The sequence below is a fragment of the Micromonospora sp. WMMA1923 genome (genome assembly GCF_049179195.1).
Lineage (GTDB): Bacteria > Actinomycetota > Actinomycetes > Mycobacteriales > Micromonosporaceae > Micromonospora > Micromonospora yangpuensis.
In genome coordinates this window covers 5,513,313-5,537,588 of the sequence record NZ_JBMHLZ010000001.1, presented here as the reverse complement: position 1 = coordinate 5,537,588, position 24,276 = coordinate 5,513,313, and the positions used below count along the sequence as shown (strand labels likewise).

General features: G+C 73.4%; 20 protein-coding genes. 10 read left to right on the top strand and 10 right to left on the bottom strand.

Annotated elements, in window-relative coordinates; genetic code table 11:
• Window positions 1–2 precede the first annotated feature (2 nt).
• Both ACN28G_RS25095 and ACN28G_RS25090 read right to left on the bottom strand, forming a co-directional pair.
• The gene (locus ACN28G_RS25095; RefSeq protein WP_421480470.1) at window positions 3–1,184 is read right to left on the bottom strand and encodes a hypothetical protein; all 1,182 of its coding nucleotides are present in this window, start codon (window positions 1,182–1,184) and stop codon (window positions 3–5) included.
• Window positions 1,171–1,704, bottom strand: a complete 534-nt coding sequence (locus tag ACN28G_RS25090) for a SigE family RNA polymerase sigma factor (protein WP_421480469.1) — start codon at window positions 1,702–1,704, stop codon at window positions 1,171–1,173. The genes ACN28G_RS25095 and ACN28G_RS25090 overlap by 14 nt, the downstream gene beginning before the upstream one ends.
• 165 nt (window positions 1,705–1,869) lie before the next feature.
• On the opposite strand from ACN28G_RS25090, the gene ACN28G_RS25085 reads away from it, so the two are divergent.
• Complete coding sequence (locus tag ACN28G_RS25085; protein ID WP_421480468.1) at window positions 1,870–5,256, top strand: S8 family serine peptidase; 3,387 nt, start codon at window positions 1,870–1,872, stop codon at window positions 5,254–5,256.
• A 111-nt stretch (window positions 5,257–5,367) separates the two neighbouring features.
• Here ACN28G_RS25085 and ACN28G_RS25080 read toward each other — a convergent pair whose 3' ends face one another.
• Window positions 5,368–5,991, bottom strand: coding sequence for a TetR/AcrR family transcriptional regulator (locus tag ACN28G_RS25080; RefSeq protein WP_421480467.1), 624 nt, complete (start codon window positions 5,989–5,991; stop codon window positions 5,368–5,370).
• A 101-nt stretch (window positions 5,992–6,092) separates the two neighbouring features.
• Between ACN28G_RS25080 and ACN28G_RS25075 the strand changes: the two genes are divergently transcribed.
• Both ACN28G_RS25075 and ACN28G_RS25070 read left to right on the top strand, forming a co-directional pair.
• The gene (locus tag ACN28G_RS25075) at window positions 6,093–6,746 is read left to right on the top strand and encodes a hypothetical protein (protein WP_421480466.1); all 654 of its coding nucleotides are present in this window, start codon (window positions 6,093–6,095) and stop codon (window positions 6,744–6,746) included.
• Window positions 6,747–6,878: 132 nt separating this feature from the next.
• Window positions 6,879–7,343, top strand: a complete 465-nt coding sequence (locus ACN28G_RS25070; protein WP_217628892.1) for a CPBP family intramembrane glutamic endopeptidase — start codon at window positions 6,879–6,881, stop codon at window positions 7,341–7,343.
• Window positions 7,344–7,386: 43 nt separating this feature from the next.
• On the opposite strand, the gene ACN28G_RS25065 is transcribed toward ACN28G_RS25070, so the two are convergent.
• From ACN28G_RS25065 to ACN28G_RS25040, 6 genes are all read right to left on the bottom strand, one after another.
• The gene (locus tag ACN28G_RS25065) at window positions 7,387–7,746 is read right to left on the bottom strand and encodes a hypothetical protein (RefSeq protein ID WP_421480465.1); all 360 of its coding nucleotides are present in this window, start codon (window positions 7,744–7,746) and stop codon (window positions 7,387–7,389) included.
• Window positions 7,747–7,956: 210 nt separating this feature from the next.
• Window positions 7,957–9,075 carry a hypothetical protein gene (locus ACN28G_RS25060; protein ID WP_421480464.1) on the bottom strand — a complete coding sequence of 373 codons (1,119 nt, stop codon included), beginning with the start codon at window positions 9,073–9,075 and terminating at the stop codon, window positions 7,957–7,959.
• 189 nt (window positions 9,076–9,264) lie between these two features.
• Complete coding sequence (locus ACN28G_RS25055) at window positions 9,265–10,539, bottom strand: glycosyltransferase family 2 protein (protein WP_175440703.1); 1,275 nt, start codon at window positions 10,537–10,539, stop codon at window positions 9,265–9,267.
• Window positions 10,540–10,637: 98 nt separating this feature from the next.
• Window positions 10,638–12,245 carry an alpha/beta hydrolase gene (locus ACN28G_RS25050; RefSeq protein ID WP_421480463.1) on the bottom strand — a complete coding sequence of 536 codons (1,608 nt, stop codon included), beginning with the start codon at window positions 12,243–12,245 and terminating at the stop codon, window positions 10,638–10,640.
• Between the two features lie 126 nt (window positions 12,246–12,371).
• Window positions 12,372–13,058 (bottom strand): response regulator, encoded by a 687-nt coding sequence (locus tag ACN28G_RS25045; RefSeq protein WP_091447708.1) that lies wholly within the window; start codon window positions 13,056–13,058, stop codon window positions 12,372–12,374.
• Between the two features lie 8 nt (window positions 13,059–13,066).
• Window positions 13,067–14,251 (bottom strand): sensor histidine kinase, encoded by a 1,185-nt coding sequence (locus tag ACN28G_RS25040; protein ID WP_217628890.1) that lies wholly within the window; start codon window positions 14,249–14,251, stop codon window positions 13,067–13,069.
• 86 nt (window positions 14,252–14,337) lie between these two features.
• Between ACN28G_RS25040 and ACN28G_RS25035 the strand changes: the two genes are divergently transcribed.
• From ACN28G_RS25035 to ACN28G_RS25015, 5 genes are all read left to right on the top strand, one after another.
• Window positions 14,338–14,754 (top strand): DUF4260 domain-containing protein, encoded by a 417-nt coding sequence (locus ACN28G_RS25035; RefSeq protein ID WP_091447701.1) that lies wholly within the window; start codon window positions 14,338–14,340, stop codon window positions 14,752–14,754.
• A gap of 68 nt (window positions 14,755–14,822) precedes the next feature.
• The gene (locus ACN28G_RS25030) at window positions 14,823–15,041 is read left to right on the top strand and encodes a hypothetical protein (protein ID WP_139135806.1); all 219 of its coding nucleotides are present in this window, start codon (window positions 14,823–14,825) and stop codon (window positions 15,039–15,041) included.
• A gap of 74 nt (window positions 15,042–15,115) precedes the next feature.
• A complete protein-coding gene (locus tag ACN28G_RS25025) occupies window positions 15,116–15,286 on the top strand; it encodes a hypothetical protein (RefSeq protein WP_175440702.1) in 171 nt (56 codons plus the stop codon).
• Window positions 15,287–15,352: 66 nt separating this feature from the next.
• Window positions 15,353–15,724 carry an ArsR/SmtB family transcription factor gene (locus ACN28G_RS25020; protein WP_091445454.1) on the top strand — a complete coding sequence of 124 codons (372 nt, stop codon included), beginning with the start codon at window positions 15,353–15,355 and terminating at the stop codon, window positions 15,722–15,724.
• Between the two features lie 145 nt (window positions 15,725–15,869).
• Window positions 15,870–17,018, top strand: coding sequence for a homoserine dehydrogenase (locus tag ACN28G_RS25015; RefSeq protein WP_421480462.1), 1,149 nt, complete (start codon window positions 15,870–15,872; stop codon window positions 17,016–17,018).
• Between the two features lie 54 nt (window positions 17,019–17,072).
• Here the strand turns inward: ACN28G_RS25015 and rsgA are convergent, their stop codons facing one another.
• The gene (gene rsgA / locus ACN28G_RS25010; RefSeq protein ID WP_421480461.1) at window positions 17,073–18,125 is read right to left on the bottom strand and encodes a GTPase RsgA; all 1,053 of its coding nucleotides are present in this window, start codon (window positions 18,123–18,125) and stop codon (window positions 17,073–17,075) included.
• A 155-nt stretch (window positions 18,126–18,280) separates the two neighbouring features.
• Here rsgA and ACN28G_RS25005 point away from each other — a divergent pair, with 155 nt between their 5' ends.
• Together ACN28G_RS25005 and ACN28G_RS25000 are read left to right on the top strand one after the other, a co-directional pair.
• The gene (locus ACN28G_RS25005; RefSeq protein WP_421480460.1) at window positions 18,281–23,554 is read left to right on the top strand and encodes a MupA/Atu3671 family FMN-dependent luciferase-like monooxygenase; all 5,274 of its coding nucleotides are present in this window, start codon (window positions 18,281–18,283) and stop codon (window positions 23,552–23,554) included.
• Window positions 23,551–24,276 (top strand): hypothetical protein, encoded by a 726-nt coding sequence (locus ACN28G_RS25000; protein WP_217628889.1) that lies wholly within the window; start codon window positions 23,551–23,553, stop codon window positions 24,274–24,276. Before ACN28G_RS25005 ends, ACN28G_RS25000 begins: the two co-directional genes overlap by 4 nt.

Below are 24,276 nucleotides of genomic sequence, written 5' to 3'. Positions count from 1 at the left end.
GGTCACCTGCCGAGCGCGGTGGCCGCGTCCGCCCAGGTGGAGTCGTCGTTCACGTTCCTCAGCTTCAGGCCCTTGAGGATCCTGGTCATCTCGGCGTCGGAGAGGCGGCCGTCACTGGCCACCTGGATGCTGGTCTCGCCGTCGGCGCTGCGGTGGGTGCAGAATCCGTTGCCGCACCTGATGGTCGTGTCGCCGGTCGTCTGGTTCGAGTTCTTCGCCGGCACCACGAAGATCTGGAAGCTGCCGGGGATGCTCTCGCCCTCGGCGCCACCGTACGGCTCGACCAGGCCGGTGGTGGGCGGCGCCGGGTTCGCGAAGATCGCGCCACCGTAGTCGCCGTCCCGGGCTCCCGCGATGCCGTTGAGACCGGAGATGACGTGCGAGCCGAGCTCGACGGGCTGGTAGCCGGCCGGCACGTAGTCGAGGGTGAAGGGCAGCGTGGCCGGGGTGGCCCGGGTGGGCTTGAGGCCCTTGACGATCTTCTGGAGCTCCGCGTCGGAGGGGTCCTGCGCGGAGTCCGAGATCGCCGACAGGACCGCCCACGCGTCCCTGGCGTACGACCAGGCGAGCATCCGGTTGGTCATGTAGCCGTATTTCAGGCTGCTGACCTGGTACGCCTCCTTGCCGTCGACAGTCAGCCGGGTGGCCCCGGTCAGGCCGGCGGGGTCGAACGCGCCCGGCCGGTACAGCGTCAGGTGCGCGAAGATCGTCGGTTCCGACTGCTGGCCCGCCTCGCCCTTCTTCCGCCGGTCGCCGACCCGGGCGGCCTCCTCGTCGGTGATCGCCCTGTCGTTCGTGGTCCGGCCGTCCAGGTACACCGACGCGATCTGGTACGACGTCGACGCCACGGTCGGTGCCGCCACCTTCCAGCGGCCGACCTCGAAGGCGCCGAACGTGAACTGGAACGGGTCGGCCGGGAACTCCCACTGGGCCGGCTTGGCGGCCTGCTCGACCGGCGGGGGTGCCGCCGCCTGGAGGGCCGGGCCCTGGGGCGTACCCCCGAAGAGCGGGGGAAGGGCGACCGCGGCGCTCACCGCGACCACGGCGAGCGCCGCGCCCGCACCGGCGAAGCCGGCCCGCCGGCGACGTTGCGCCCGGCGGCCCCTGCCCACGATCTCGTCGATCGTGTTCCGGTCCGGCGGCGCGTCGGACGTCGCCAGCTCCACCACCTCATGCAACCGCACGGGACAACTCCTTGATCTCCACGACCTGCAGGTCGATGCTCTCGGTGGCCAGCACCTCCCGAAGGCGGGACAGCCCTCGCGACGTCTGGCTCTTGGCGGTGCCGACGGAGACCCCGAGGACCGCCGCGCTCTCCTCGAGGGTCATCCCGAGGTAGTAGCGGAGGATCAGCGCGGCCCGCTGCTTGCGGGGCACGGTACGCAGGGCGGCCTGAACCCGGATCCGTTCGTCGGTGCCGGCCGCCGGGTCACGTAGCGCGACGTCCGGCAGTTCGTCACCGGCGGAGCGTTCCCGACGCCACGGCCGGCGGACCTCGTCCACCGCGGCCCGGTACACCATCGTCTTGACGTACAGGTCGGGACGGTCGAGCTTCCGCCAGCGCGGATACAGCTTGGCTAGGGCGGTGGCCACGGCATCTTCCGCCGTGTGCCAGTTACCGCAGGTCAGGTACGCCAGTTTGCGCAACGGGCCCAACTGGGCCGCGACGAACTGACGGAACCCTTCCTCTTCCTCGGCATTCACGATCGCCTGCCTCCTTCGACGGAGGTGGAACGGTGGCAGTCGGGCAAAGGGTTGCAGACGGGTGAGTGTGACACGCGCCACTCCCAACCCGCACCGTCCTAACCGGAACCTGATGAGTGGTCCGGATCCTGCTCGTACGTCTTGATGATCTGATCGGGAGGTTCGATGAGGAGACGCACACGGATCGGCGCGGCCGGGCTGGCCACCGCGATGCTGCTGGGGCTGGGGCAACCCGGCTGGGCCGCGCCGAACGGTGGCGGTACGCCCGGCGGCGACGGAACCGGCCCGGGTGGCGGGGTGCCGGTGGGGGCCGACGGCCAGCCGGCGACGGTCACGCTGGTCACGGGCGACCGGATCACCGTCGACCGGGGTGGTCGGGTGACGATCCGACCGGCGAAGGACCGCGCCGGCATCCGGTTCCGGTCCCACCGGATCGACGGCGAACTGCACGTGGTACCCGCGGACGCGGTGCCGCTGATCGCCTCCGGGGTGCTGGACCGTCGACTGTTCAACGTCAGCAGGCTGATCGAGTACGGCTACCACGACGCGGCCCGCGACCGGCTACCGCTGATCGTGGCGTACCCGGACCGGGCGGCCGCCCGGCGGGGTGGCTCGCCGCTGCCCGGTGCCGAACTCCGGGTAGACCGGGCGTTACCGGCGATCGAGGGGGTAGCGGTCAGCGCGGACAAGACCGACCTGGCCGACGTCTGGACGAAGCTGACCGGGGCCGCGCCGAAGACCGCCGACCGCATCCCCGGCATCGAGCGGATCTGGCTCGACGGGAAGCGTCGGCTGACGGTGGACCGGGGCGTACGGCAGATCGGCGCGCCCGCCGCCTACGAGGCCGGCTTCACCGGCACCGGGGTGACCGTGGCGGTCATCGACAGCGGCGTCGACCCGACCCACCCCGACCTGGCCGGGGCGGTGACCGAGGCGGTCACCTTCCTGCCGGACACCGACCCGGTCGACCGGTTCGGGCACGGCACCCACGTGGCCTCGACCATCGCCGGCCGGGGCACCGCCTCCGACGGGAAGTACCGGGGGGTGGCCCCGGACGCCAGCCTGGTCTCCGCGAAGGTCTGCGACTACTGGTGCGATGACTCGGCGATCCTCGCGGCGATGCACTGGGCGGCCGTGGACAAGAAGGCCACGGTCGTCAACATGAGCCTCGGCAGCGGCGACGGGCCGGAGGTCGACCCGTTCGAGGAGGCGGTGAACACGCTCACCGCGCAGACCGGCGCCCTCTTCGTGGTCTCCGCCGGCAACGAGGGGCCGGACGGGCAGACGGTCGGCTCACCCGGCAGCGCAGACGCCGCGCTGACCGTCGGGGCGGTCGACCGGGACGGGTCCCTCGCACCCTTCTCCAGCCGGGGCGCGCGGGTAGGCGACGACGCCGTGAAACCGGACCTCACCGCGCCGGGTGTCGGCATCGTCGCCGCCAAGGCCGCCGAGGGTCAGATGGGGGTACCGGTCGGGGAGCAGTACGTCGCCGAGTCCGGGACCTCGATGGCCGCCCCGCACGTGGCGGGCGCGGCGGCGCTCCTCGCCCAGCAGCACCCCGACTGGGACGCCACCCGGATCAAGGCCACCCTGATGGGCTCGGCCAACCCGCGACCCGGTGACACCGCGTACCAGCAGGGCGCGGGCCTGGTCGACGTGGCGCGGGCCATCGGGCAGTCGGTGACCGCCACCCCGCAGAGCCTGTCGTACGGACGCACGAGGTGGCCGCACCACGACGACGACCCGATCACCCGGACCCTCACCCTGCGCAACGACGGGACCGAGGCGCTCACTCTCGACCTGGCCTGGCAGATCATCGGGCCCGACGGCAGGCCCGCTCCGGCCGGCATGTTCCGCACCGCCGCGCCGCAGGTCACCGTGCCGGCCGGGGGTACCGCCGAGGTGGCCGCCACCGTGGACACCAGCGTCGACGGCAAGGACGGCTACTACAGCGGGCACCTGCTCGCCACCGCCGGGCAGCACCGCACCGTCGTCCCGGTCGGGGTGCACCGCGAGGTGGAGAGCTACGACCTGACCGTCACCCACCTGGACTCGACAGGCGCGCCGGCCGACACGTACTGGAGCCTGGTCAGCGGGATCGACGTACCGGGGATCGAGCCGCTCGACGGGACCGCCGGCGGACCCACCATCCGGCGGCTGCCCAAGGGCCGCTACGCGGTGACCGGGGTGGTCGAGGAGTTCGGCGAGCGGGAGCGCAGCAGCCTGCTGAGCCGACCCGAGATCAATCTGACCCGGGACACCACGGTCACCCTGGACGCGCGGAAGGCCAAGCCGATCACGGCGACCGTGCCGGAGCGCACCGCCCGTCCGGTGCTGGTGCAGACCGGGGTGCTGGTGGAACTCTTCGGCCGCTCCCCGGCGATCATCGACATCGGGGCCGCCGGGTTCGGCAGCCTCTACTCGGCCCAACTCGGTGACCAGGCCAGCCACGGGCACGTCGCCGGCTACGTCGCGCACCAGTGGGCCCGGCCGGACGGCGACGGCGGCTTCGCCGGGACGCCGTACCTCTATCACCTGGGTGAGGGCTTCCCCGGCCGGCTGCCCACCGGGTACCGCAAGGACGTGCGGCGCGCGGAGCTGGCCACCATGCGTCACGAGCTGCGCGGCGAGCGGCTGGGTGACCAGGTCGAACGGAACATGTCGGCGGAGTTCGACGGGGTGTACGGCTCGACCTTCAGCGCGGAGGTACCGGTCGGCGACACCTGGACCGAGTACTACAGCACCACGGACGTCGCCTGGTCGGGTGGCATCACCATCTGGCAGAGCGTCGAGGGGGAGCCCGAGGCGGAGTTCCGCAAGGTGCTCTACAGCCAGCCCCGGCGGTACCAGGCCGGTCGCAGCTACCGGGAGGTGTGGAACACCGCACCGATCGGACCGACCCTGGTGGCGACCGGGACCCCGTACAGCAGCGCCGGCCGGATCGAGGACGTGATCCGGGTCGACATCCCGCTGCACGGCGACGCGGCCGGGCACGGCGGTTGGTCCGCCGGTGACGTCGGTCGGACGGCGCTCTACCGGGGTGACGAACTGGTCGAGGAGTTCACCGAACCCACCGCCGCCGGCTTCGGCTTCTTCGAGGTGCCGGCGGAGGCGGCGGCGTACCGGCTGGAGGCCTCCGCCCGGCGCAGCTTCACCGAACTCTCCACCGAGGTCGACCTGACCTGGCGGTTCCGCTCCGCCCGGCCGGACGGGGACGACTGGGTGCGGCTGCCGGTCATGGTGGTGCGGTACGCCCCGGAGCTGGACGGCCGGTCGGCGGCACCGGCCGGTCGGCCCTTCGAGGTACCGCTGCGGGTCCTCGGCGCCGAGGGGGTCCCGGTGACCCCGAAGCAGGTCACCGTGCGGGTCTCCTACGACGACGGCAAGACCTGGCAGCCGGCCACGGTCCGGGGTGCCGGCACGACGTGGACCGCGACCCTCCAGCACCCCCGCTCCGGTGGGTACGTGTCGCTGCGTACCTCGGTCACCGACGGGCAGGGCAACAGCCTCGACCAGACGGTCGTCCGGGCGTACCGGTTGAGCGACGGGTGACCATCGGCTGACTCGTGGCCCCACCTGGGGATCGAGGGGCCCGAGCCGCGTTCCTGCGGCTCGGGCCCGTGCTGCCCGACGACCGATTCTCAGCGCAGGGCCGCGGCGGCGTCAACCGTTCAGGGCGCCCCCTGTGCCGCCGCTCGTGACGGCGTCGGCGGCCATCCGGAGGGTGTCGGCCTCGAACTCGTGTCGTAGGGCGTCGACGGGTAGCGCGCGCTCGGTGCACAGACCGTTGAGCACGGTGCCCAGGAAGCGTGCGCGTCGTGCGACGTCGTCCGCCGGAAGCACGCCTTCCTCGGCGAGGACGGTCAGCCACCGCTCGATGCGGTGCAGGCCCAACCGTTCGAGCGAGCGGTACGCGGCGACCTCGTCGTCCGCCAGGCCGGGCGTGATGTACGTCTCGTACAGTCCGCGCCAGTACGCACGCGCCCGATCTCCGGTGCCTACCTGCGCGAGCAACTGCCGCAGGCACTCGACGAGGCGTTCCGCCGGCGTGCGTTCGGTGTCGCGGATCGGATCGTCGGGGATGTCGATGTCGTAGAGGCTGGCCACGACGGTGTCGACGAGCGCCTGTTGGGTCGGGAAGAAGTGGCGGAGCGACCCGGTGCTGACGCCTGCCCGCGCGGCGACTCCTCGGACGCTCAGCCGAGCGGTCGGGTTCTCCCCGAGCATGGTCGCCGCGGCGATCAGGATCCGGTCGCGGGTGTCCCGCTTCGTCGGCCGGTCAGGCATCTTCGGCACCTCCTCACACTCATTTCTAGCACACTGTGCTAGCTTCCAGGGACTAGCACAGTGTGTTAGTCGTGTGGTGATCGAAGACAGGGGGTCCCCGGGTGGCGTTCGGAAGAATGCGAAACCATCTCGCGGCGCGGCGCATCCGCCCCGGCAATGGCGAGCCGCTGCCGCGCTTCCGCTGGTGGCAGCTGCTGAGCAGGTCCGTACGCACACTGACCCTGCGCGCACCAGACGGCACCGTGTCCACGTACGCGGTCGACGTCCGTCAGCTGGGCGATCGCGACGACGGCGCGGTACGGGCGCGGCTCTACCTCGACGGCGCGCTCCTGTCGTTCTCGACGGTGCCCGCCCGTTTCCCCGTGCCGGGCGGTCACATCGAGGTCGCCGTCAACACCTTCGGCCTACGCCGCTGCCACTACGTGCGTGCCGACGGCACCCAGTCGCAGTTGGTGCCCCATCCCGCTTCCGCCGAAGGTCGACGCGCCCGCCTCCATCAGACCCACCCGGGCGTGAGCCGCCTCATCGGCGTCGTCTCGGCCCTGCTCGTACTCGTCGGATTCGGCGTGGCCATGCCGCAACTCGTCGCGACGCTCTCGCAGGTCCCGCCCGTGGCGGACTCCCTCGGAACCTTCGAACTGCCGGTGCGCATCCCGCTCGCGGTGAACATCGCCGCCGGTGCCGCAGCGGTCGCGGGCAGCGCCGAGCGCGCACTGCGACTGCGCACGAACTGGCTCGACTCCCTCGCGAGCTGACCTCGAGAGGGGCGTTTCCGTTACGGCGTCCTCGGCCGTACGCTGCTCGCCTTCGGCCCGCTGCTGGCCGTCCTCGTCACCATCGGGTTCTTCGTTCCCGACGACCCGGTCGCCTGGACGACCGCCGACCTCGTGGCGTTCCTCCTGATCAGTGTCCTGCTCACGCCGCTGGCGGCGGCGGGTGAGGAGTACGGACTGCGCGGCCTGATGTTCCGCGTCGTCGGCGGCTGGACCCGCGGCGCCCGCTCCGGGGCGGTCCTCGGCATCATCGTCACGACCGTGCTCTTCTCGCTCCTGCACGGCACGCTCGACCCCTACCTGCTCACGTCGTATCTCGTGCTGTTCTCGACGATGGCGATCGTCACCTGGCGCACCGGCGGGCTGGAGGTCGCCGTCGTGCTGCACGCCGTCTACAACGCCATGGCCTTCGTCCTCGCCACGACCCTGCACCTCGATGTCGGTGGCTCCCTCGAGAGTCGCGACGAGGCGGTCGGCTCGATCAACAACCTGTTGCCTGGTGCCGGGCTCGTCGTCATCACCGCGATCATCTGGTGGATGACCAGGAAATCGGGCCCCGTACGCACGCCCGGCACGTGACATGAGTCAGGCCCGCCAGGTGGCGGCGCACCTGCGGCGGGGTTCACAGCGGCCAGTGTTGGGAGACCAGTTCGATCATCTTGCCGACCGTCTCCGCCAGCGTGCCACCCGCCGCGGCCAACGCGGCCAGCTCCTCCAACGAGGTAAGCACCGGGCGGCGGTCCGTCGCCCGCTCCGTCCGGGCCGCCTCGATCGTCGCCACCTCACGGCCGGCCCGATCCGGGTCGTCGAAGTCGGTCACGTGCTCCTTGAGGATCCGCAGTAACGCGTCGAACCTCTCCCCGGGCCCGCTCGTCCCGTTGTACTGGACCATGACCGGTTTGTCGCTGGCCATCGCCTGCTGGCCGCCGTGGATGGTGTTGTGGAAGACGATCGACCGGGCCGGCTGATCCGGATCTGCCATGGCAAGCTCCGAAGCCGAACGAGAGGGCGACGGCGCGGCGCCCCTCCTCGACCACCTCCCGGATAACCGTGTCGGCGAGTTTCTCGTCGAGGTGGGCCGCCCCGCACAGGTGTCGGGTGGTATCGGACAGCGAGGGCGGCACCTGGTACGACGGGAAGTCGAAATGATCAGCCTGCGGCGGGTCGGTCACCGTCACCATCTCCCGGGAGCCTAGATTTCCTTCGTCGTGCGGGTGGGCAGTCCACAGGAGCTGGCGATCGGGTTCCACCTGCGGAGGAACTCACTCTTGGCCCGCTGCGCCTGCTGGGAGAGCTCATTGCCGCGCCGCCAGTTGGCGTCGAGCGAGCAGCCGGAGCGGATGGACCGCCGGGCCCAGGCGGCGTAGGCGGCATCGGCGTCCCCCGCGTACGAGAAGGCGGACACCAGGTGGCTCCGCATCGCCGACCCGTCAGCGAGCGCGTCGACGTCCAGCGCCTTGGCCTGGTCCCGCTGGTCGCGGCGTCGTTCTGTCACGCCCTCCAGCAGCCCGAGTGAACGTTCCAGATCGCGGCACTGTCCCACCGCCGCTATGCCGACCGCCAGGTCGCTGCGCGAATTGATCGACTCGGAGAGCAGGGCATCCACCGCCACGGCCTGCGCAAGCCGCCGGGCGTCCGGATCGTCGATCCCGGTCAGCGTCTCCGGTGCCGATGCCGTCATCGCGGACGGGGCGGGCGCCGGCGTCGTGTCGACCGGCACCGGGTCGGCGGCGGGCGGCGGCGTGGCGGTGACCACCGGTCCGGAGACCTTCGCGGGCAGCGGCACGGTCACTCCCGCGATGAGCGCCACCACAACGGTCACCAGCAGGCTGGGCAGGAGGAGTCGGACCGCCCGCGCCAGATCGCCGGCACGCCCCGATCCCCGGATGTTGCGCGCCAGCGTGTGCCCGGGTGTCTCGGGTACGCCCCGGACGGCGCTCACCAGGTAGACGGCCACCGCGAGCGCGGCGAGCAGGTGGTGCCACAGGGCCAGCCGATCCGGCACCAGGGAGAGGTCCCGGGCGCCCCGGGCGAAGGCGAGCAGAAGCACCACCAGCAACCAGGCAACGAGCAGGACCGTGCAGAGCAGCAGGTCCCACCACGGGACCGGTGCCGCCACGGCCGACCCCGGCGACGCGGACGGCACGACCGACGGCTCCGTAGCACCGGGCGGCACCGGTGGCACGGGTCCCACCGGGTGGGCCGGCGACTGCACCTGCGGTACGGCGGCGGCGCCGGGCAGGGCCGAACCGCAGCGCTGGCAGGTGGGGAGCACCGCATCGGTGTCGGCACCACAGGTGACACAACGCATCGTTCACCGCCTTCGCCTGCGGACACCTCCACAGCGGACCTGACAGAGGAGCTTGGAAGAGCATCCTCCGGCGCGGAACCGGGCCTCGAAAGCGGGAATCCGACAGTCCCCAATGGATCGACCGTCCGGGTGTCATGGCTGCCCGAACATCCATTCGCGCACCCGGCGGCCGTGGTGCGCGGGGCGGGACTATCCCCTTCTGATCCGGATCAGCCAGGCATGGTCACCGTCGTGCACCACCTCGCTGTCGGTGTGCCCGCGCAGCATGTCGCAGAGGTGTTCGGGACAGTCGACCAGGCCGACCTCGTCCGCGGTGGGGACACCTTTCGACGCGCCGAGGTACACCGTCCGGGCCACCCGCAGCCCTTCGACCACCATCCTGGATAGGTGGTCCGGTGCGGCGGTCCGCCACACGTCCAGGTGGAGCAGGTCGGCGAAGTGGTCGGCGGGGAACGGCAGGCGCAGGCCGATCAGTCCGGGCGGCGCCTCGGTCGGCGGCCGTTGGTCCAGCACCTCGGTGTGCCCGGTGAACGGCACGCGGTCGGCCAGTCCGATGCCCATCACCAGTCGACCCGGCTCCTGCCGGGCCGGTAGCGCGGCGAGGGCCTCGTCGCGGGCGGCCCGGTTGTCCCAGTCGTGCAGGGCCCGCAGCCGTTCCAGGTACGTGGGCAGGGCCGCGGCGACCCCCATCGGCCCGTCCTTGTACAGCTCCAACTCCAGCGTACGGTGTTTGTCGATCATGTAGGTCAGCAGCTGGCCGGCCTCCGCCCAACTGTTGGCGGTCTCCCGGAAGTGCGGGATGTGGTGGCAGAGGGCGAGCGGGTCGAAGTGGAAGTGACCCGCTCGCCGTCGGCCCGCCAGGAAGAGCCGGTAGGCGAACTCGACGTCCTCGTGCCCCCACCGGACGAAGCGTTCGTCGAAACCGCCGACCGCCCGGACCTGGGCCGACGGCACCGACATGTGATGGCTGTAGCCGAAGATCCACGGGGCCGGGTGGTCGGCGAACGTCCCCGGGTCCAGGCCCCACCGGTAGCGCAGGTCGGTGTGGTACGCCGACGGTGCCGGGGGTCGGGTGGGGTCGTGCACCGCCCGCCAGTCGTGTTCGATCCGGGCACCCAACAGCACGTCCTCCGGGCGGCTGCGGTGGAACCGGGCGTGCCGACCGATCAGCCCGGGGCCGGCCAGCGAGTCGGCGTCGAGCAGGACGATCCGGTCGCCGGTGGCCTCGGCCATGCCCCGGTTGCGGGCCACCGCCCGGCCCCGGTTGACCGGCAACCGGATCAGCCGCAGGTCGAGTCGGTCCTGGTAGGCGCGGACGAGGGCGTCCACGTCGTCCCGGGAGTCGTCGTCGACGACGAGGACCTCGAAGCGGCCCGCGTCCGGGTCCTGTGCCGCCAGCGCACCGAGCGTCAGGTCCAGGCACCGGGCCTGTCGGAAGTACGGGATGACGACGCTCAGTCCCACTGCCCTGGACCTCCCCACCGCACCGGGGTGCGGATCGCTGTCGACCGGCACAGCATAGACGGCTACCGCTGGAGCAGGGGGACTGAGCGCCTCCCTGGCTACCCCTGCGGAGCAGGCGGCCGGGTGGTGCCGGGGGGCACGTCGTCGCAGACGGTGCCGTCGGCGGGCAGCACCCCGTCGATCAGTACGGCGTCCACGGCCGCGTCGACGCACGGGCCGCTCATCCGGTAGGAGGTGTGGCCGACGCCCTCGCGGGTGAGCAGGACGGCGTCCGCCAGCCGCTTCGTCATGTTCTCGGCCCAGTGGTGCGGCGACACGTTGTCCAGTCGACCACCGACCACCAGGATCGGCGGGGCGCCGGCACCGGTGAGTTCGGAGGTGAACCGGTCCTTGTTCTCGACTGGCCACGACGCGCAGTTGAGCGCACTGTAGGCGGCCCGGCTGCCGAGCCGTTCGCCACGCCCGGTGATCTTCTTCGCCGCGGCGTGGTGCTCGGACAGCTTGCCCAGCTCCGGCCAGTCGACGCAGCGGACGGCGTTGTGCGGCTCCTGGAGGCTCGCGAACGGGGCGCCGAACGGCGCGACCGTGACGAATGAGACCACGAAGTGCAGAGCCGTGCCGTCGCCCCGCTGAGCGGCGAGCAGACCCGCGGTGAGCGTGGGCCAGAGTGTCCGGTTGCCGGCGGCGGCGCGCACGGCCTCCAGGGCCATCGCCCCGTCGAGCGTGCCGCCCGGCGTGAGGCCCTCGACCGGGGGAACCCGCAGCGGCTTCGCCTCCAGCTTGGTGATCAGGGCGTCGAACGCGGCCTCCGGATCACCGTCGCCGAAGGCGCACACCTTGACGCCCTCGGCGCGGCAGGTCTTGAACCAGGCGTCGAGCGTCTCCTCGTTGGAGCGGGCGACGTCGTCCAGGAGCCGCAGGGGGTCGTTCTGCCACAGGCCGGTGTCGACCGGGGCGTCGATCACCATCTGGCGTACCCGGTCGGGGAAGAGCGTGGCGTACATGGGACCCACCACCGTGCCGTAGGAGGCGCCGTAGAAGGTGATCTTCTCCTCGCCGAGCGCGGCGCGCACCTGGTCCAGGTCCCGGGCCACGTTGTCGGTGGAGAGACCCGCCAGGAACTCGGGGCTCTGGTGGTCCAGGCAGCCCTTGGCGAAGGTGCGGGCGTCGGTGAGCAGCTTGCCGAACGGCTTTCCGCCGGGGACGGTCGGGTCACGGTCCTCGGCTGCCTGCTCGGCCCGCTGCTCGTCGGTCAGGCACCGCACGGCACCGGACTCACCGACACCGCGCGGGTCCATGCCGACGACGTCGAACCGGGCGACGACCTCGGGCGAGTAGGGACCCTTGTCGTTGGCGGCGTCGATGGAGGCGACCGTCTCGGTGGCCGACACCCCCGGACCACCCGGGTTGATGAACAGGCTGCCGATGCGCCGGTCCGGGTCGGTGGCCCGGTGCCGGGTCACGGCGAGCGGGATCTGCTTCCCGTCGGGGTCGGTGTACTCCAGCGGCACCTCGACGGTGGCGCAGTCGCGGCCCGGCCCGCACTCCTTCCACTGCACCGGGTCCGGGGTCGGCGCGGGCCCGGTCGGGCCGACGGCCGCCACCGGGCGGTCCGGCGCCGCCGGTCCGGCCGCACCGGTGCAACCGGCCAGGGCCAGCACCGCGCCGGCCAGCGCCGCGCCGATCCGAAGGGGTACGGGTGACACGCGGCTATGTCGGGATGAAAGTCGCATGACATCGACGCTAGGCGGGCCACCCGGCTCCGTTCTCCGTCCAAGGCTCCGGATCCACCAACCAAAGTAGGAGCGCGGGTACGGCAGCTGACCGCCCGGTCACTCCAGGGGGGTGAGCCCGGCCTCCTGCACGAGCAGTGCCACCTGCACGCGGTTGTTGAGGTCCAGCTTGGTGAGGATCGCCGACACGTGGGTCTTGACCGTGGTCAGGCCGAGGTGGTGCCGTGCGGCGATCTCCGCGTTGGTGCGCCCGGCACCGATCTCGGCCGCGACCGTCCGCTCCCGGTCGGCGAGCACGTCGAGCCGCCGTCGGGCGGCCTGCTGCCGGTCGTCCTGCCCCGGCTCCGCGACCCGCGCGATGAGCCGACGCGTCACCTCGGGCGAGAGCACGGGGCGGCCCTGCGCCGCGTGCCGGATCGCGACGACGAGTTCGTCCGGCGGGGTGTCCTTCAGGAGGAAACCTGCCGCGCCCGCCCGCAGGGCACGCAGCACCTGGGCGTCGGCGTCGAAGGTGGTGAGCACCACTACCTGCGGGCCGGACGCACCGCTGCGCAGCGTCTCGGTGGCGGTGAGCCCGTCGGTGTCGGGCATCCGGATGTCCATCAGCACCACGTCGGGCCGGTGGCGCCGGGCCAGCTCCACGGCCTCCGCGCCGTCGCTCGCCTCAGCCACCACCCGCAGGTCGGGGGCGCCGCTCAGGATCATCTTGAGCCCGAACCGGACCACCGGGTCGTCGTCGGCCAGCAGCACGTCGATGACCGGGTCGCCCGTGCCGTCGGCGGGCATCGGATGGGTCACGACGGCCAGGGTAGCCGGAGCCGGACCCGCCAGCCGCCCGAGTTCGTCGGTCCGTGGTCGAGCCGCCCGCCCACGAGCTGGGCGCGTTCCCGCAACCCGCGCAGCCCCGCACCGGCACCGTCCGGGCGCGAGGGTGGATCCGCCGGGGGCCCGTTGACCACCTCGGCGGTCACCCGGTCGCCGGGTCGCCCGGTGATCCGGATCAGCACCGGCGTACCCGGGGCGTGTTTGCGCACGTTGGTCAGGCCCTCCTGGACGAGGCGGTAGAGCGTGCGGCCGTACGTCTCCGGGATGTTCCGGTCGCCGGTCGTCACCCCGGCCTCGTCGCGCAGCTCGACCGCCGTGCCGGCCTGGCGGGCCTCCTCGATCAGCTCCAGGGCGTCCTCGGCGCCCGGCATCGGCAGCTCCTCACCCACGGGGGCCCGGAGCACCCCGATCACCTCGCGGAGGTCCTGCAGGGCCCGGTGCGCGTTCTCGCGGACCACCTCGGCCGCCCGCGCCCGGTCCTCGGCCGGCGCGTCGCGGGCGTAGGTGAGGGCACCCGCGTGGACGCTGAGCAGGGAGAGCCGGTGCCCGAGGAGGTCGTGCATCTCCCGCGCGAGCGCCTCCCGGGCCTCCCGCGCGGTCTGCTCGGCCCGCAGCAGCGCCTCGACCTCGGCCGCCGCCGCCCGTGCCCGCAGGGACGCGACCAACGCCCGCCGGTTGCGCACGGACAGGCCCCACGCCACGGTGGCGAGGTGTCCCAGCCCGATGATGACGAACACCGTCAACGGCGGGACCGCCGGCTCGGGCCAGCGCAGCTGATGGGTGCCGAGCGCGGCGAGGCTGACCGCGCACACCGCGAGCGTCGCCCTGGTCGAGCCGTGCACCGCGACGGTGAACAACGCGACGATCGCGGCCGGGGCGACCGTCTCGGAGAACGCGCTCGCCACGGTCAGGACGACGCCGAGTACGACCGGGAACCGGCGCCGCCACCACAGCGCGAGGCAGCCGAGCACCCCCGCGACCCAGTCCGCGGCCAGGATCCAGGCGGACACCGGCACCGGGTCGTTCGCCTGTTGGACGGCGGCGGTCAGGCCCACCGCGGCGGCCAGCCCGATCAGGACGGCGTCGACCACCCGGTCGTCCACCATCTCCCGGAGGACCCGCGGATCGAGGCTGTCGTCACCGTCCTGCTGCACGTCGACCGAAATCTACCGAAGAAGAGGACCCGGGGGAACGCCCCGTACCATGGGTTCGAGCGACACCCCCTGATCGAGGTGTGGAGATGCCAGAGCTGAACCCGGTCGTGGCGCAGCGTGTCGAGGCCGTCGTCGTCGCGGCCCTCGCCGTCGTGGTGACCGTCGCCGTCGGATACCCGTGGTGGTCGTTGCTCGCCCTCTTCCTCGTCTTCGACCTGTCCATGCTCGGCTACCTGCGGGGGCCGCGCCTCGGCGCCTTCTGCTACAACGTGGTCCACTCGTACACGGTGCCGGCGTTGCTCGGCGCGGTGGCCGTGGCCGCAGCCGCGTTCCGCGACGAGATCGGCTGGCTCGGGGTGCTGGCCGTCGCGTGGGTGTTCCACATCGCCGTCGACCGCGCGTTGGGTTACGGCCTCAAGACGACCGACGGGTTCGAGCACACCCACCTGGGGCTGATCGGCAAGGCACGACAGGCCGGACGGGGTTCCGACCCCAGGGGATAGGACGGGCCTCAGGTTTCACCCTCCACTACCTCGACGACGCCGGATTCGACCTGCTGACCAGCCGCGTGATGGCGACGCTCGCGCCGGGCGGGACGCTCGTCGCGGTGCACTGGCGCCCGTCGGTGCCCGACCACGTACGCAGCGGGGACGACGTGCACCGGCTCCTCGGTGACCTGGACGGGCTGGCCCGCACAGCTCGTCACGAGGAGCCGGACTTCCTGCTCGACGTCTTCCTCCGGGAGCCGCCGCCGGCCAGCTCCGTCGCGCAGATGGAGGGTCTGTGGTGAACGGCGGCGCGGTCGTCGGGCCCGCGTCCGCGGCTCCGGAGGCGGTGCCGGCGATGGTGACGGATACTTGCCCGATGACAAATCCTGACCTCGATCCGGACGTCTACCCACCCCTGGACCCGCGTGAGCCGGTGCCGGACAACGCCGAGGAACTGCTTCCCGGTACGCCCGACACGCTGCCGGACGCACCGGTCGAGCCGATGCCCGACGACGGCGAGCCGGGCGGCGTACCCGAGCCGGCGTGACGGGCCGCACCGCCTCGCGGTGATTCCGCCCTCGTTTCGCCGCCGACCGGCGCTGTTGCTGCCACTATGCAAGGCGTGGGAACTGCGAAGACTTCGACGCCGGCCATCTCGCCCCTCGCCGGCGAGCCGATCAAGCGTGCCGATGCCGAGCGGCTTGCGGGAGTGCTGAAGGCATTCGCCGATCCGGCGCGGCTGCGACTGCTCAGCCTGATTCAGGCCTCGCCGGCGGGGGAGGCGTCCGTCAGCGACCTCACCGCGCCGCTCGGCCTCTCCCAGCCGACCGTGAGCCACCACCTCCGGATCCTCACCGAGGCCGGCCTGATCGAGCGGGAGAAGCGTGGCGTCTGGGCGTACTACCGCCTGGTGCCGTCCGCGATCGCCACGATCGCGGACCTGCTGACGCCACCCCGCAAGCGGGCGGCGAAGAAGACCCGCTGACCGGGGCGACGAGCACTCCCCGGCGCGCGGACGAGTCGCCGACCTGGCACCACCTTGGCAAACTGGCCGATGGTCGATCCCCTGACCCGGTGGCACCCGCTGTCGGGTCCGCCCGCCGACCAGCCACCCGCTGAGGAGTGCCACCATGCCTGAGTCCGTAGCGTCCCCGCATCCCCGGCCCCCGGCGGACCGGCCGTGGCGGCTGGTCCTCGCCGGTCTGGGCAACGTCGGTTCCGGGGTGCTGCGCATCCTGGACGAACGGGCCGCCGAGCTGCGGCGCCGGCACGGTCTGGAGTTCGTCCTGGTGGGCGTCGCCGAGCACGGCGGCGCGGCGGTCGACCCGGCCGGCCTCGACCTCGCCACGATCCGGCGGACGGTACGCGAGGGTCGTCCGGTCGCCGAGCTGCCCGGGGTGGGTCGTCCCGGGCTGACCCCCGCCGAGCTGGTCACCGAGCTGCGGCCGGACGTGCTGCTGGAGGCCACCCCGGTCAACCTCGACGACGGTGAGCCGGGCCTGGGCACGGTACGCACCGCGCTGGCGCTGGGGACCCACGCCGTGCTGGCCAACAAGGGCCCGCTGGCGCTGGCGTACGAGGAGCTGACCGGCGCCGCCGACCTGCGCGACGGGTGGGGGCTGGCGCACCGGCACCCGGGGCCGCGGCTGCGGTTCAGTGCCTGCGTGGCCGGGGCCCTGCCGGTGGTGAACATCGGTGCCCGGGACCTCGCCGGTGCCGGCATCACCCGGATCGAGGCGCTGTTCAACGGCACCACGCAGAGCATCCTGCGGGCCATGGAGGCCGGCCAGGGGTACGCCGAGGCCCTGGCCGACGCGCAACGCCGGGGCATCGCCGAGGCCGACCCGTCGCTCGACGTCGACGGGCTGGACGCCGCGTGCAAGCTCGTCATCACCGTCAACGCCGTGCTCGACCAGCAGGCGAAGCTGGGTGACGTGCGGGTCGAGGGCATTCGGGGCGTGACCCGGGAGGCGGTGACGGCCGCCGCGGAACGCGGTGAGCGCATCGTGCTGCTCTGCCTGGCCGAGGCCACCGACGGCGGGTTCCGGTTGTCGGTGCGCCCCACCGCCGTGCCGCTCACCCACCCGCTGGCCGGGCTGACCCCCGACGAGATGGGCGTCGTCTACCACAGCGACGAGGTGGACCGGATCGTCGCGTCGAGTCTGGAGCCCGGGGCGGAGCCGGCCTCCGCGGCCATGGTCCGCGACCTGCTCGACATCGCCGCCGCCTCGATCGCCGCCACCGGCCCGCTGGCCGCGCGGGAACCGGCTCGCACCTGACCGACCGGCGGGCGCGCGACGGGCGGCGCGCGGGGTCCGGCCGGCGGGTCGGGGTCAGCCCCGGGCGCGGCGCTGGGCCCGGCGCTGCTCCCATCGGGCGGCCGAGGCGATCCGGGCCTCCTGGGGGCGGGTCTCCCAGTCGATCTCCCGGCCGAGTCGCTGCCAGTTGGCCAACCGCTGGGCCGGCAGCACGCCGTCGTCGATCGCGGCCAGCACCGCGCAGCCGGGCTCGGTCAGGTGCGCGCAGTCCGGGAACCGGCACTCCGCGGCCAGCGCCACGACGTCGGCGAAGGTGCGGTCGACCGCCTCGGCCGCCCCGAGCAGACCGGTGCCGGCCAGACCGGGGGTGTCCAGCACGCAGCCGCCCGAGGGCACCCGGACCAGCACCCGACCGCCGCCGGGCGTCGCGGCCCGGCCGTCGTCGTCCGGCGTTGCCCGGCTGTCGGTTGTCGCGGCCCGGCCGTCGGTCGTGGCGCTGGCCGCCAGGGTGGCGGCCAGCAGTGACTTGCCGACCCCCGGCGCGCCGACCAGGCCCAGGGTGCGCCCGCCGGACAGGTACCGCCGCAGCACCGCCACCTGCGCCGGATCGGTGGCGTCGACCGGGTGCACCGGCACCCCGGGTGCGTCGTCGGCAAGCTGCCGGGCCACCGCCGCCGGATCCGCCACCCGGTCCGCCATGGTCAACACCAGCACCGGTACGGCACCGGACTGCCAGGCGAGCGTGAGCAACCGGCCCACCCGGAGCGCCTCCGGCGCGGGATCCAGCGCCTCCACCACGGCCAGCACGTCGATGTTGGTGCCCAGCACCTGGTCGGGCACCCCGCCTCCGGAGGCCGGCCGGCGTACCGTGCCGCGCCGGTCGAGCAGCACGTCGACGGTGGGCGGTTCACCGGCCCGCAGGGCCACCCAGTCACCGGTCACCACCGCCGGGGCGGCCGACCGGTGCCGACCGTCGACGATCCGGGCCCGGACCGGCCCGGCGGCGGCGTACAGCAGGGCGGTGCCGCGGTCCACCCGGGCGACCCGGGCGGGGGTCCGGCCGGCGTTGCGCAGTGCGGCGAAGGCCCGGTCGCGCTCGTCGTCCCAACCCAGCTCGGCGAGGCTCACCGTCGGCTCCCTCCGCCGGTCGGGGTAATCCCTGACTGGCCCGCTCGCCCGGCGGGGCGAAGAGTGGCGTGAAGCATCCCGAACCACTCTACCGGCGGTGTCCTGTTCGGCCCGGTCCCCGGCTCCCGTGACGCCCCACCTGCGGAGGCTGCCCGATGATCGACCGACCGGACATGCGGGACCGGCTGATGGCGCTGCCGCCCACCCAGCGCGCCCAGCTGATCCAGCAACTGCGGGCGGCCCGCGCCGGGCGCCCGGTGGCCGGTGCGATCCCGGTGGTCGGCCGGGACGAGCCGCTGCCGCTGTCGTACGCGCAGCAGCGGTTGTACTTCCTGGACCAGCTCGCACCGGGACTGCCGCTCTACAACATCCCGTACGCGTTGCGGCTGCGCGGCGCGGTCGAGCTGGACCTGCTCGCCGACGCGCTGCGCCGGGTGGTCGGCCGGCACGAGGTGCTGCGGACCCGGTACGTGCACACCGAGGCCGGTCCGCGGCAGGTCGTCGACCCGCCGCCGGACCGGCTCGACCTGCCGGTGCACGACCTGCCGGGGATCCCGCCGCAGGAGCGCGACCAGCGGGCCCGGGAACTCGCCGCCGAGCTGGCCGCCCAACCGTTCGACCTGGCGGCCGGGCCGCTGTTCCGGGCCACCGTCGCCCGGCTCGACCCCGACGACCACGTGCTCGTGCTGGCCGTGCACCACATCGCCACCGACGCCTGGTCGACCGGGCTGCTGGTGCGCGAGCTCGGCGAGTTCTACGCCACCTCCCGTGCCGGCGGGACTCCGGGCCTGGCCCCACTGGCCGTGCAGTACGCCGACTACGCGGCCTGGCAGCAGCGGCAGCTCGCCGGCGACGGGGCCACCCGGCACCTCACCTACTGGCGGGACCGCCTGGCCGGCCTGCCCGTGCTGGACCTGCCTACCGACCGTCCCCGACCGGCCGAGCCGACCTGGGCCGGTGCGGTGCTGGGCCGGCGGCTCCCGGCGGAGCTGCACCGGTCGATCGCCGCGCTGGCCGACCGGGCCGGGGTCCGGCTGCTGCCGGTCCTGCTCGCCGGGTTCACCGCCCTGCTGAGCCGCTACACCGGGCAGCTCGACGTGCCGGTCGGGTCGATCTTCTCCGGTCGGACGCGCTCCGAGGTGGAGCCGCTGCTCGGCTTCTTCGCGAACACCGTCGTGCTGCGGATGTCCACCGCCGGTGACCCCACCTTCGGCGAGCTGCTCGACCGGGTTAACGAGGCGGTCCTCGGCGCCCACGACCACCAGGACCTGCCCTTCGACCACCTGGTGAACGAGCTGCGGCCGGCCCGCGACCCCAGCCGCAACCCGCTGTTCCAGGTGGCGCTCTACCTGGCCGACGGCGGTGCCGGTCAGCTGGCGCTCGGTGACGTCCGGGTCGACCAGCTGCCGGTGTCGCTCGGCACCTCGCGGTTCGACCTCACGATCAGCGCCGCCGAGGCTCCGGACCAGGGCGGGATCGACCTGGAGCTGGAGTACGCCACCGAACTCTTCGACGACGACCGGATGAGCCGCCTGCTCGACCATCTCACGGAGGTGCTGCGTCAGGTAACCGCCGACCCGGACACCCGGCTGAGCGGCCTGGAGCTGCTCACCGGCGCGGAACGGGACCTGATCCTCGGCGAGTGGACGGCCACCGACCTGGCACCGGGCCCGGCGCGGCTGATCCACGACGCCGTCGCCGAGCAGGTGCGGCGTACCCCGGACGCGGTGGCCGTCGTGCACGGTGACACCCGGCTGTCGTACGCGGAACTCGCCGAGCGGGCCGACCGGCTCGCGGCCCGGCTGCGTGCCGTCGGTGCCCGGCCGGGCACCCTGGTCGGGATCTGCGCGGGCCGCTCAGCGGAGCTGGTGGTGGCGTTGCTGGCGGTGCTGCGGTCCGGGGCCGCCTACGTCCCGCTCGACCCGGAGTACCCGCTCGCCCGGCTGCGGCTGATGCTCGACGACGCCGAACCGGTCGCGGTGCTTGTCGACGAGGCCGGTCGGGAGTGTCTGGGACCGCTGCCGGCCGGCCCGCGCCTGGTGGACCTCGCCGACGCTGCCGCCGACGACGGGCCCGAGCGGGACGCCGACGACCGGCCGGAGCGGGACGCCGACGGCGGGGCGGAACCGGTCGCCGCCGTCGACGACGTGCTGGCCGGGGACGCCGCCTACGTCATCTACACCTCCGGGTCCACCGGGCGTCCCAAGGGCGTGGTCGTGGAGCACGCCCAGGTGCTGAACTTCTTCCTGGCCATGGACCAGCAGATCGAGGTCGGGGGCGAGGACGGCCCCGGCACCTGGCTCGCGGTCACCAGTGTCTCGTTCGACATCTCCGTGCTGGAGCTGCTCTGGACCCTCACCCGGGGCCTGCGGGTGGTGGTCGCCGGTGGCCGGGCCGCCGACGTGCTGCCGGCCCGGCCCGCCCCGCGTACCCCCACGGACACCGCGTTCAGCCTCTTCTACTTCGCCAGCGACGCGGAGCTGCCCGGCGACCGGTACCAGCTCCTGCTCGACGGGGCGCGGTTCGCCGACCGGCACGGGTTCAGCGCGGTCTGGGTGCCGGAGCGGCACTTCCACGCCTTCGGCGGCAACTATCCCAGCCCGGCGGTCGTCGCCTCGGCGCTGAGCATGGTCACCGAGCGGGTCGCCATCCGGGCCGGCAGCGTCGTGCTGCCCCTGCACCACCCGGTACGGGTCGCCGAGGAGTGGTCGGTGATCGACAACCTGTCGCACGGCCGGGTCGGGCTGTCGGTGGCGTCGGGCTGGCACGCCGACGACTTCGTCTTCGCCCCGGACAACTACGCCGACCGGCGTACGGTCATGGTCGAGCAGCTCGAAGCGGTGCGTGAGCTGTGGCGCGGGGGCTCGGTCCGGCTGCCCGGCGGTGCCGGCGCGCCGGTCGACGTCCGGATCCGGCCCCGGCCGGTGCAGCCGGAACTGCCCGTCTGGATCACCGCGGCCGGCAGCCCGGAGACCTTCCGCAAGGCCGGCGCGATCGGCGCGAACCTGCTCACCCACCTGCTCGGCCAGGACGTCGACCAGCTCGCCGAGAAGATCGCCGGGTACCGGGCCGCGCATCGGGAGGCCACCGGCACCGACGGCCACGTCACCCTGATGCTGCACGCGTTCGTCGGCGACGACCACGACCGGGTGCTGCGGACCGTACGCGGGCCGTTCATCGAGTACCTGCGGGGTTCGCTGGACCTGGTCCGTACGCTCGCCCAGCGGATGGGGATGGACGTGGCCGCCGGCACGGTCAGCGCGGACGACATCGACGTCGTCCTCGACCACGCCTTCGACAGGTACGTGCACGAGAGCGGCCTCTTCGGCACCCCCGAGGACTGCCTGCCGCTGGTCGACCGGCTGGTAGGCGTCGGCGTCGACGAGATTGCCTGCCTGGTCGACTTCGGTGTGGACCGGGACGAGGTGCTCGCGGCCCTGCCCCACCTGGACCGGCTACGCCGGCTCGTCACCGGGGCACAGCCGACCCAGACCGGCCGCGACCAGGGCCCCGACGACCCGGCCGACGAGTCGGTGCCCGCGCTGATCGCCCGGCACGGGGTGACCCACCTGCAGTGCACCCCGGCGCTGGCCCGGCTGCTGGTCGAGCACCCGCACGGGCGGGCCGGGCTGGCCCGGCTGCGGACCCTGCTGGTGGGCGGGGAGGCCCTGCCCGGCGCGCTGCTGGCGGCGTTGACCGACGCCACCGACGCCCGGATCGTCAACATGTACGGCCCGACCGAGACCACCATCTGGTCCACCACCCAGCCTGCCGGACAGCCCGGGGACACCGCAGCCGCCGCCGTGCCGATCGGGCGACCGATCGCCAACACCGTCGTCCGGGTGCTCGACCGCTGGCAGCGACCGGTGCCGGTCGGCATCACCGGTGAGCTGTCCATCGGCGGGGCCGGGGTCACCCGGGGCTACCACCGCCGGCCGGCGTTGACCGCCGAACGGTACGGCCCCGACGCCGCCGGCACCGGCCGCCTCTACCGCACCGGTGACCTGGTGCGGTGGCGTTCCGACGGGCGGCTGGAGTTCCACGGACGCGCCGACCACCAGGTGAAGGTGCGCGGCTTCCGGATCGAGCTCGGTGAGATCGAGGCGGCGCTGCGCGCGGTGCCCGGCGTCGGCAACGCGGCGGTGGTCACCCGGGCTTCCGCCGGTGGGGAGGCCCGGCTGGTGGCGTACCTGGTGGCCGCCGCCGGAGAGCCGCGCCCCGACACCGAGGACCTCCGCGCCGCCCTCCGGGCCCACCTCCCGGAGCACATGGTGCCGGCGGCGTACGAGTGGCTCGACGCCCTGCCGTTGACCCCGAACAACAAGGTGGACACCGCCGCGCTGCCCGAGCCGGGACAGGCCGCCCCCGCGACGCCGATGCTGGCGCCGCGCAACGACGTGGAACGGACCCTGGCCGAGGTCTGGTGCGAGGTGCTGGAACTCGACCAGGTGAGCGTGCTCGCCAACTTCTTCGAGCTGGGCGGCAACTCGATCGTCGCGATCCGGGTCGTCGACCTGGTCAACCGCCGTGGGCTCGGGATCAGCGTCCGGCTGCTCTTCACCCACCAGAGCATCGCCGAGCTGGCCCGCGCGGTGGGCGGCACCGCCGAGGAGAACACCGGGGGGCCGGTCCCGTTGCACCCGGGCACCGGTCGGCCGCCGGTCTGGTTCGTGCACGCAAGCGGCGGGTCGTCGCTTGCGTACCTGCACCTGGCCGGGCACCTCGGCGCGGACCGGCCCGGGTACGGCATCGACGCCGTCGGGTTGACCGGCACGCCACCGCTGACCTCGGTGCCGGAGATGGCCGAGCGGTACGCCGCGCTGATCCGGGCCACCACGCCGCAGGGGCCGTACCACCTGGTGGGCTGGTCGACCGGCGGCGGGCTGGCGCTGGCCGTGGCGCAGCGGCTGCGGGCCGACGGCGCCGAGGTCGGGCTGCTGGCCCTGCTCGACGCCGCGCCGCCGCCGATGCTTGCCGAGCCGCCGGAGACCGCCGAGGTGCTGGCGCTGTTCGCGGCCGACTTCGCCCTGTCGATCGGTGCGCAACCACCGGCGCTGGAGGCGGCCGAGCTGCGCGGCCGGCCGGAGCCGGAGCAGTTCGACGTGCTGCTGGCCCGGCTGGCCGACGCCGGGCTCACCGCCGGGATGCGGCCTGCGGACGTGGCGGCCCGGGCCCGGGTCTTCCTGGCCACCGTGGCGGCCGGGGCGGTGTGGCGTCCGGAACCCTTCGCCGGCCCGGTGGACCTGCTGCTGGCCACGGACGGGGGAGACCCGCAACGCTTCCGGACCGGCTGGGGTGCGCTGGTGACCGGCGGGCTGCGCGAGCACCGGGTGGCCGGCGACCACTACGCGATGATGGGGCAGCCGGCCGCGCCGGCGCTCGCCGCGACGCTGCGCGACCTGCTGGCCGAACGGGAGGCGGGCCGGTGACCGCCCCGATCGTCGCGCTCTGGAGCGCGCCGAGGTCCCGCTCCACCGCCTTCTACCGGTCCATGGTGGCCCGGGGTGACCTGCGCACGGTGCACGAGCCGTTCTGCGGGGTGACCGACTTCGGGCAGGTCACCATCGGTACCGTCACCGCCGCCGACCACCGGCAGGTGATCGGGGCGCTGCGGGCGCTCGGCGACGACGGGCCGGTCTTCTTCAAGGACACCACCGACTACCGGTACCCGGCGGTGCTGGCGGACCGGGACTTCCTCGCCACGGCCCGGCACACCTTCGTGATCCGCCGGCCCGAGGAGATCATCCCCTCCTACTACGCGCTCCGCCCCGACATGCGGCTCTCCGACGTCGGGATCGAGCACATGCACGAGCTGTTCGAGGCGGTCCGGGCCGCCGGTGGGCACGAACCGGTGGTGCTGGACTCCGACGACCTGGTGGACCGCCCGACGGCGACGATGGCCGCCTACTGCGCAGCCGTCGGTCTGCCGTTCGACCCGGCGGCGCTGAGCTGGCCGGAGGGGGCCCTGCCGGACTGGGAACGGACCGGTCGCTGGCACGTCGAGGTCAACGGGAGCCGGGGCTTCGTCCGGCGGCCGGCGGCCTACGCCGAGACCACCGAGAACAACCCGCTGCTGGCCCGCTACCGCGACCACCACCAGCCGTTCTACGTGGCGCTGCGCCGGCACCGGCTCACCCCGGCCGCCGGTTAG

Coding starts and splice junctions, on each gene's coding strand:
- ACN28G_RS25020 (WP_091445454.1), top strand. CDS start 15,353: ATGCAAGGCGTGGGAACTGCGAAGACTTCGACGCCGGCCATCTCGCCC.
- ACN28G_RS25080 (WP_421480467.1), bottom strand. CDS start 5,991: ATGCCTGACCGGCCGACGAAGCGGGACACCCGCGACCGGATCCTGATC.
- ACN28G_RS25025 (WP_175440702.1), top strand. CDS start 15,116: ATGACAAATCCTGACCTCGATCCGGACGTCTACCCACCCCTGGACCCG.
- ACN28G_RS25030 (WP_139135806.1), top strand. CDS start 14,823: ATGGCGACGCTCGCGCCGGGCGGGACGCTCGTCGCGGTGCACTGGCGC.
- ACN28G_RS25060 (WP_421480464.1), bottom strand. CDS start 9,075: ATGCGTTGTGTCACCTGTGGTGCCGACACCGATGCGGTGCTCCCCACC.
- ACN28G_RS25085 (WP_421480468.1), top strand. CDS start 1,870: ATGAGGAGACGCACACGGATCGGCGCGGCCGGGCTGGCCACCGCGATG.
- ACN28G_RS25005 (WP_421480460.1), top strand. CDS start 18,281: ATGATCGACCGACCGGACATGCGGGACCGGCTGATGGCGCTGCCGCCC.
- ACN28G_RS25015 (WP_421480462.1), top strand. CDS start 15,870: ATGCCTGAGTCCGTAGCGTCCCCGCATCCCCGGCCCCCGGCGGACCGG.
- ACN28G_RS25065 (WP_421480465.1), bottom strand. CDS start 7,746: ATGGCAGATCCGGATCAGCCGGCCCGGTCGATCGTCTTCCACAACACC.
- ACN28G_RS25035 (WP_091447701.1), top strand. CDS start 14,338: ATGCCAGAGCTGAACCCGGTCGTGGCGCAGCGTGTCGAGGCCGTCGTC.
- ACN28G_RS25045 (WP_091447708.1), bottom strand. CDS start 13,058: ATGCCCGCCGACGGCACGGGCGACCCGGTCATCGACGTGCTGCTGGCC.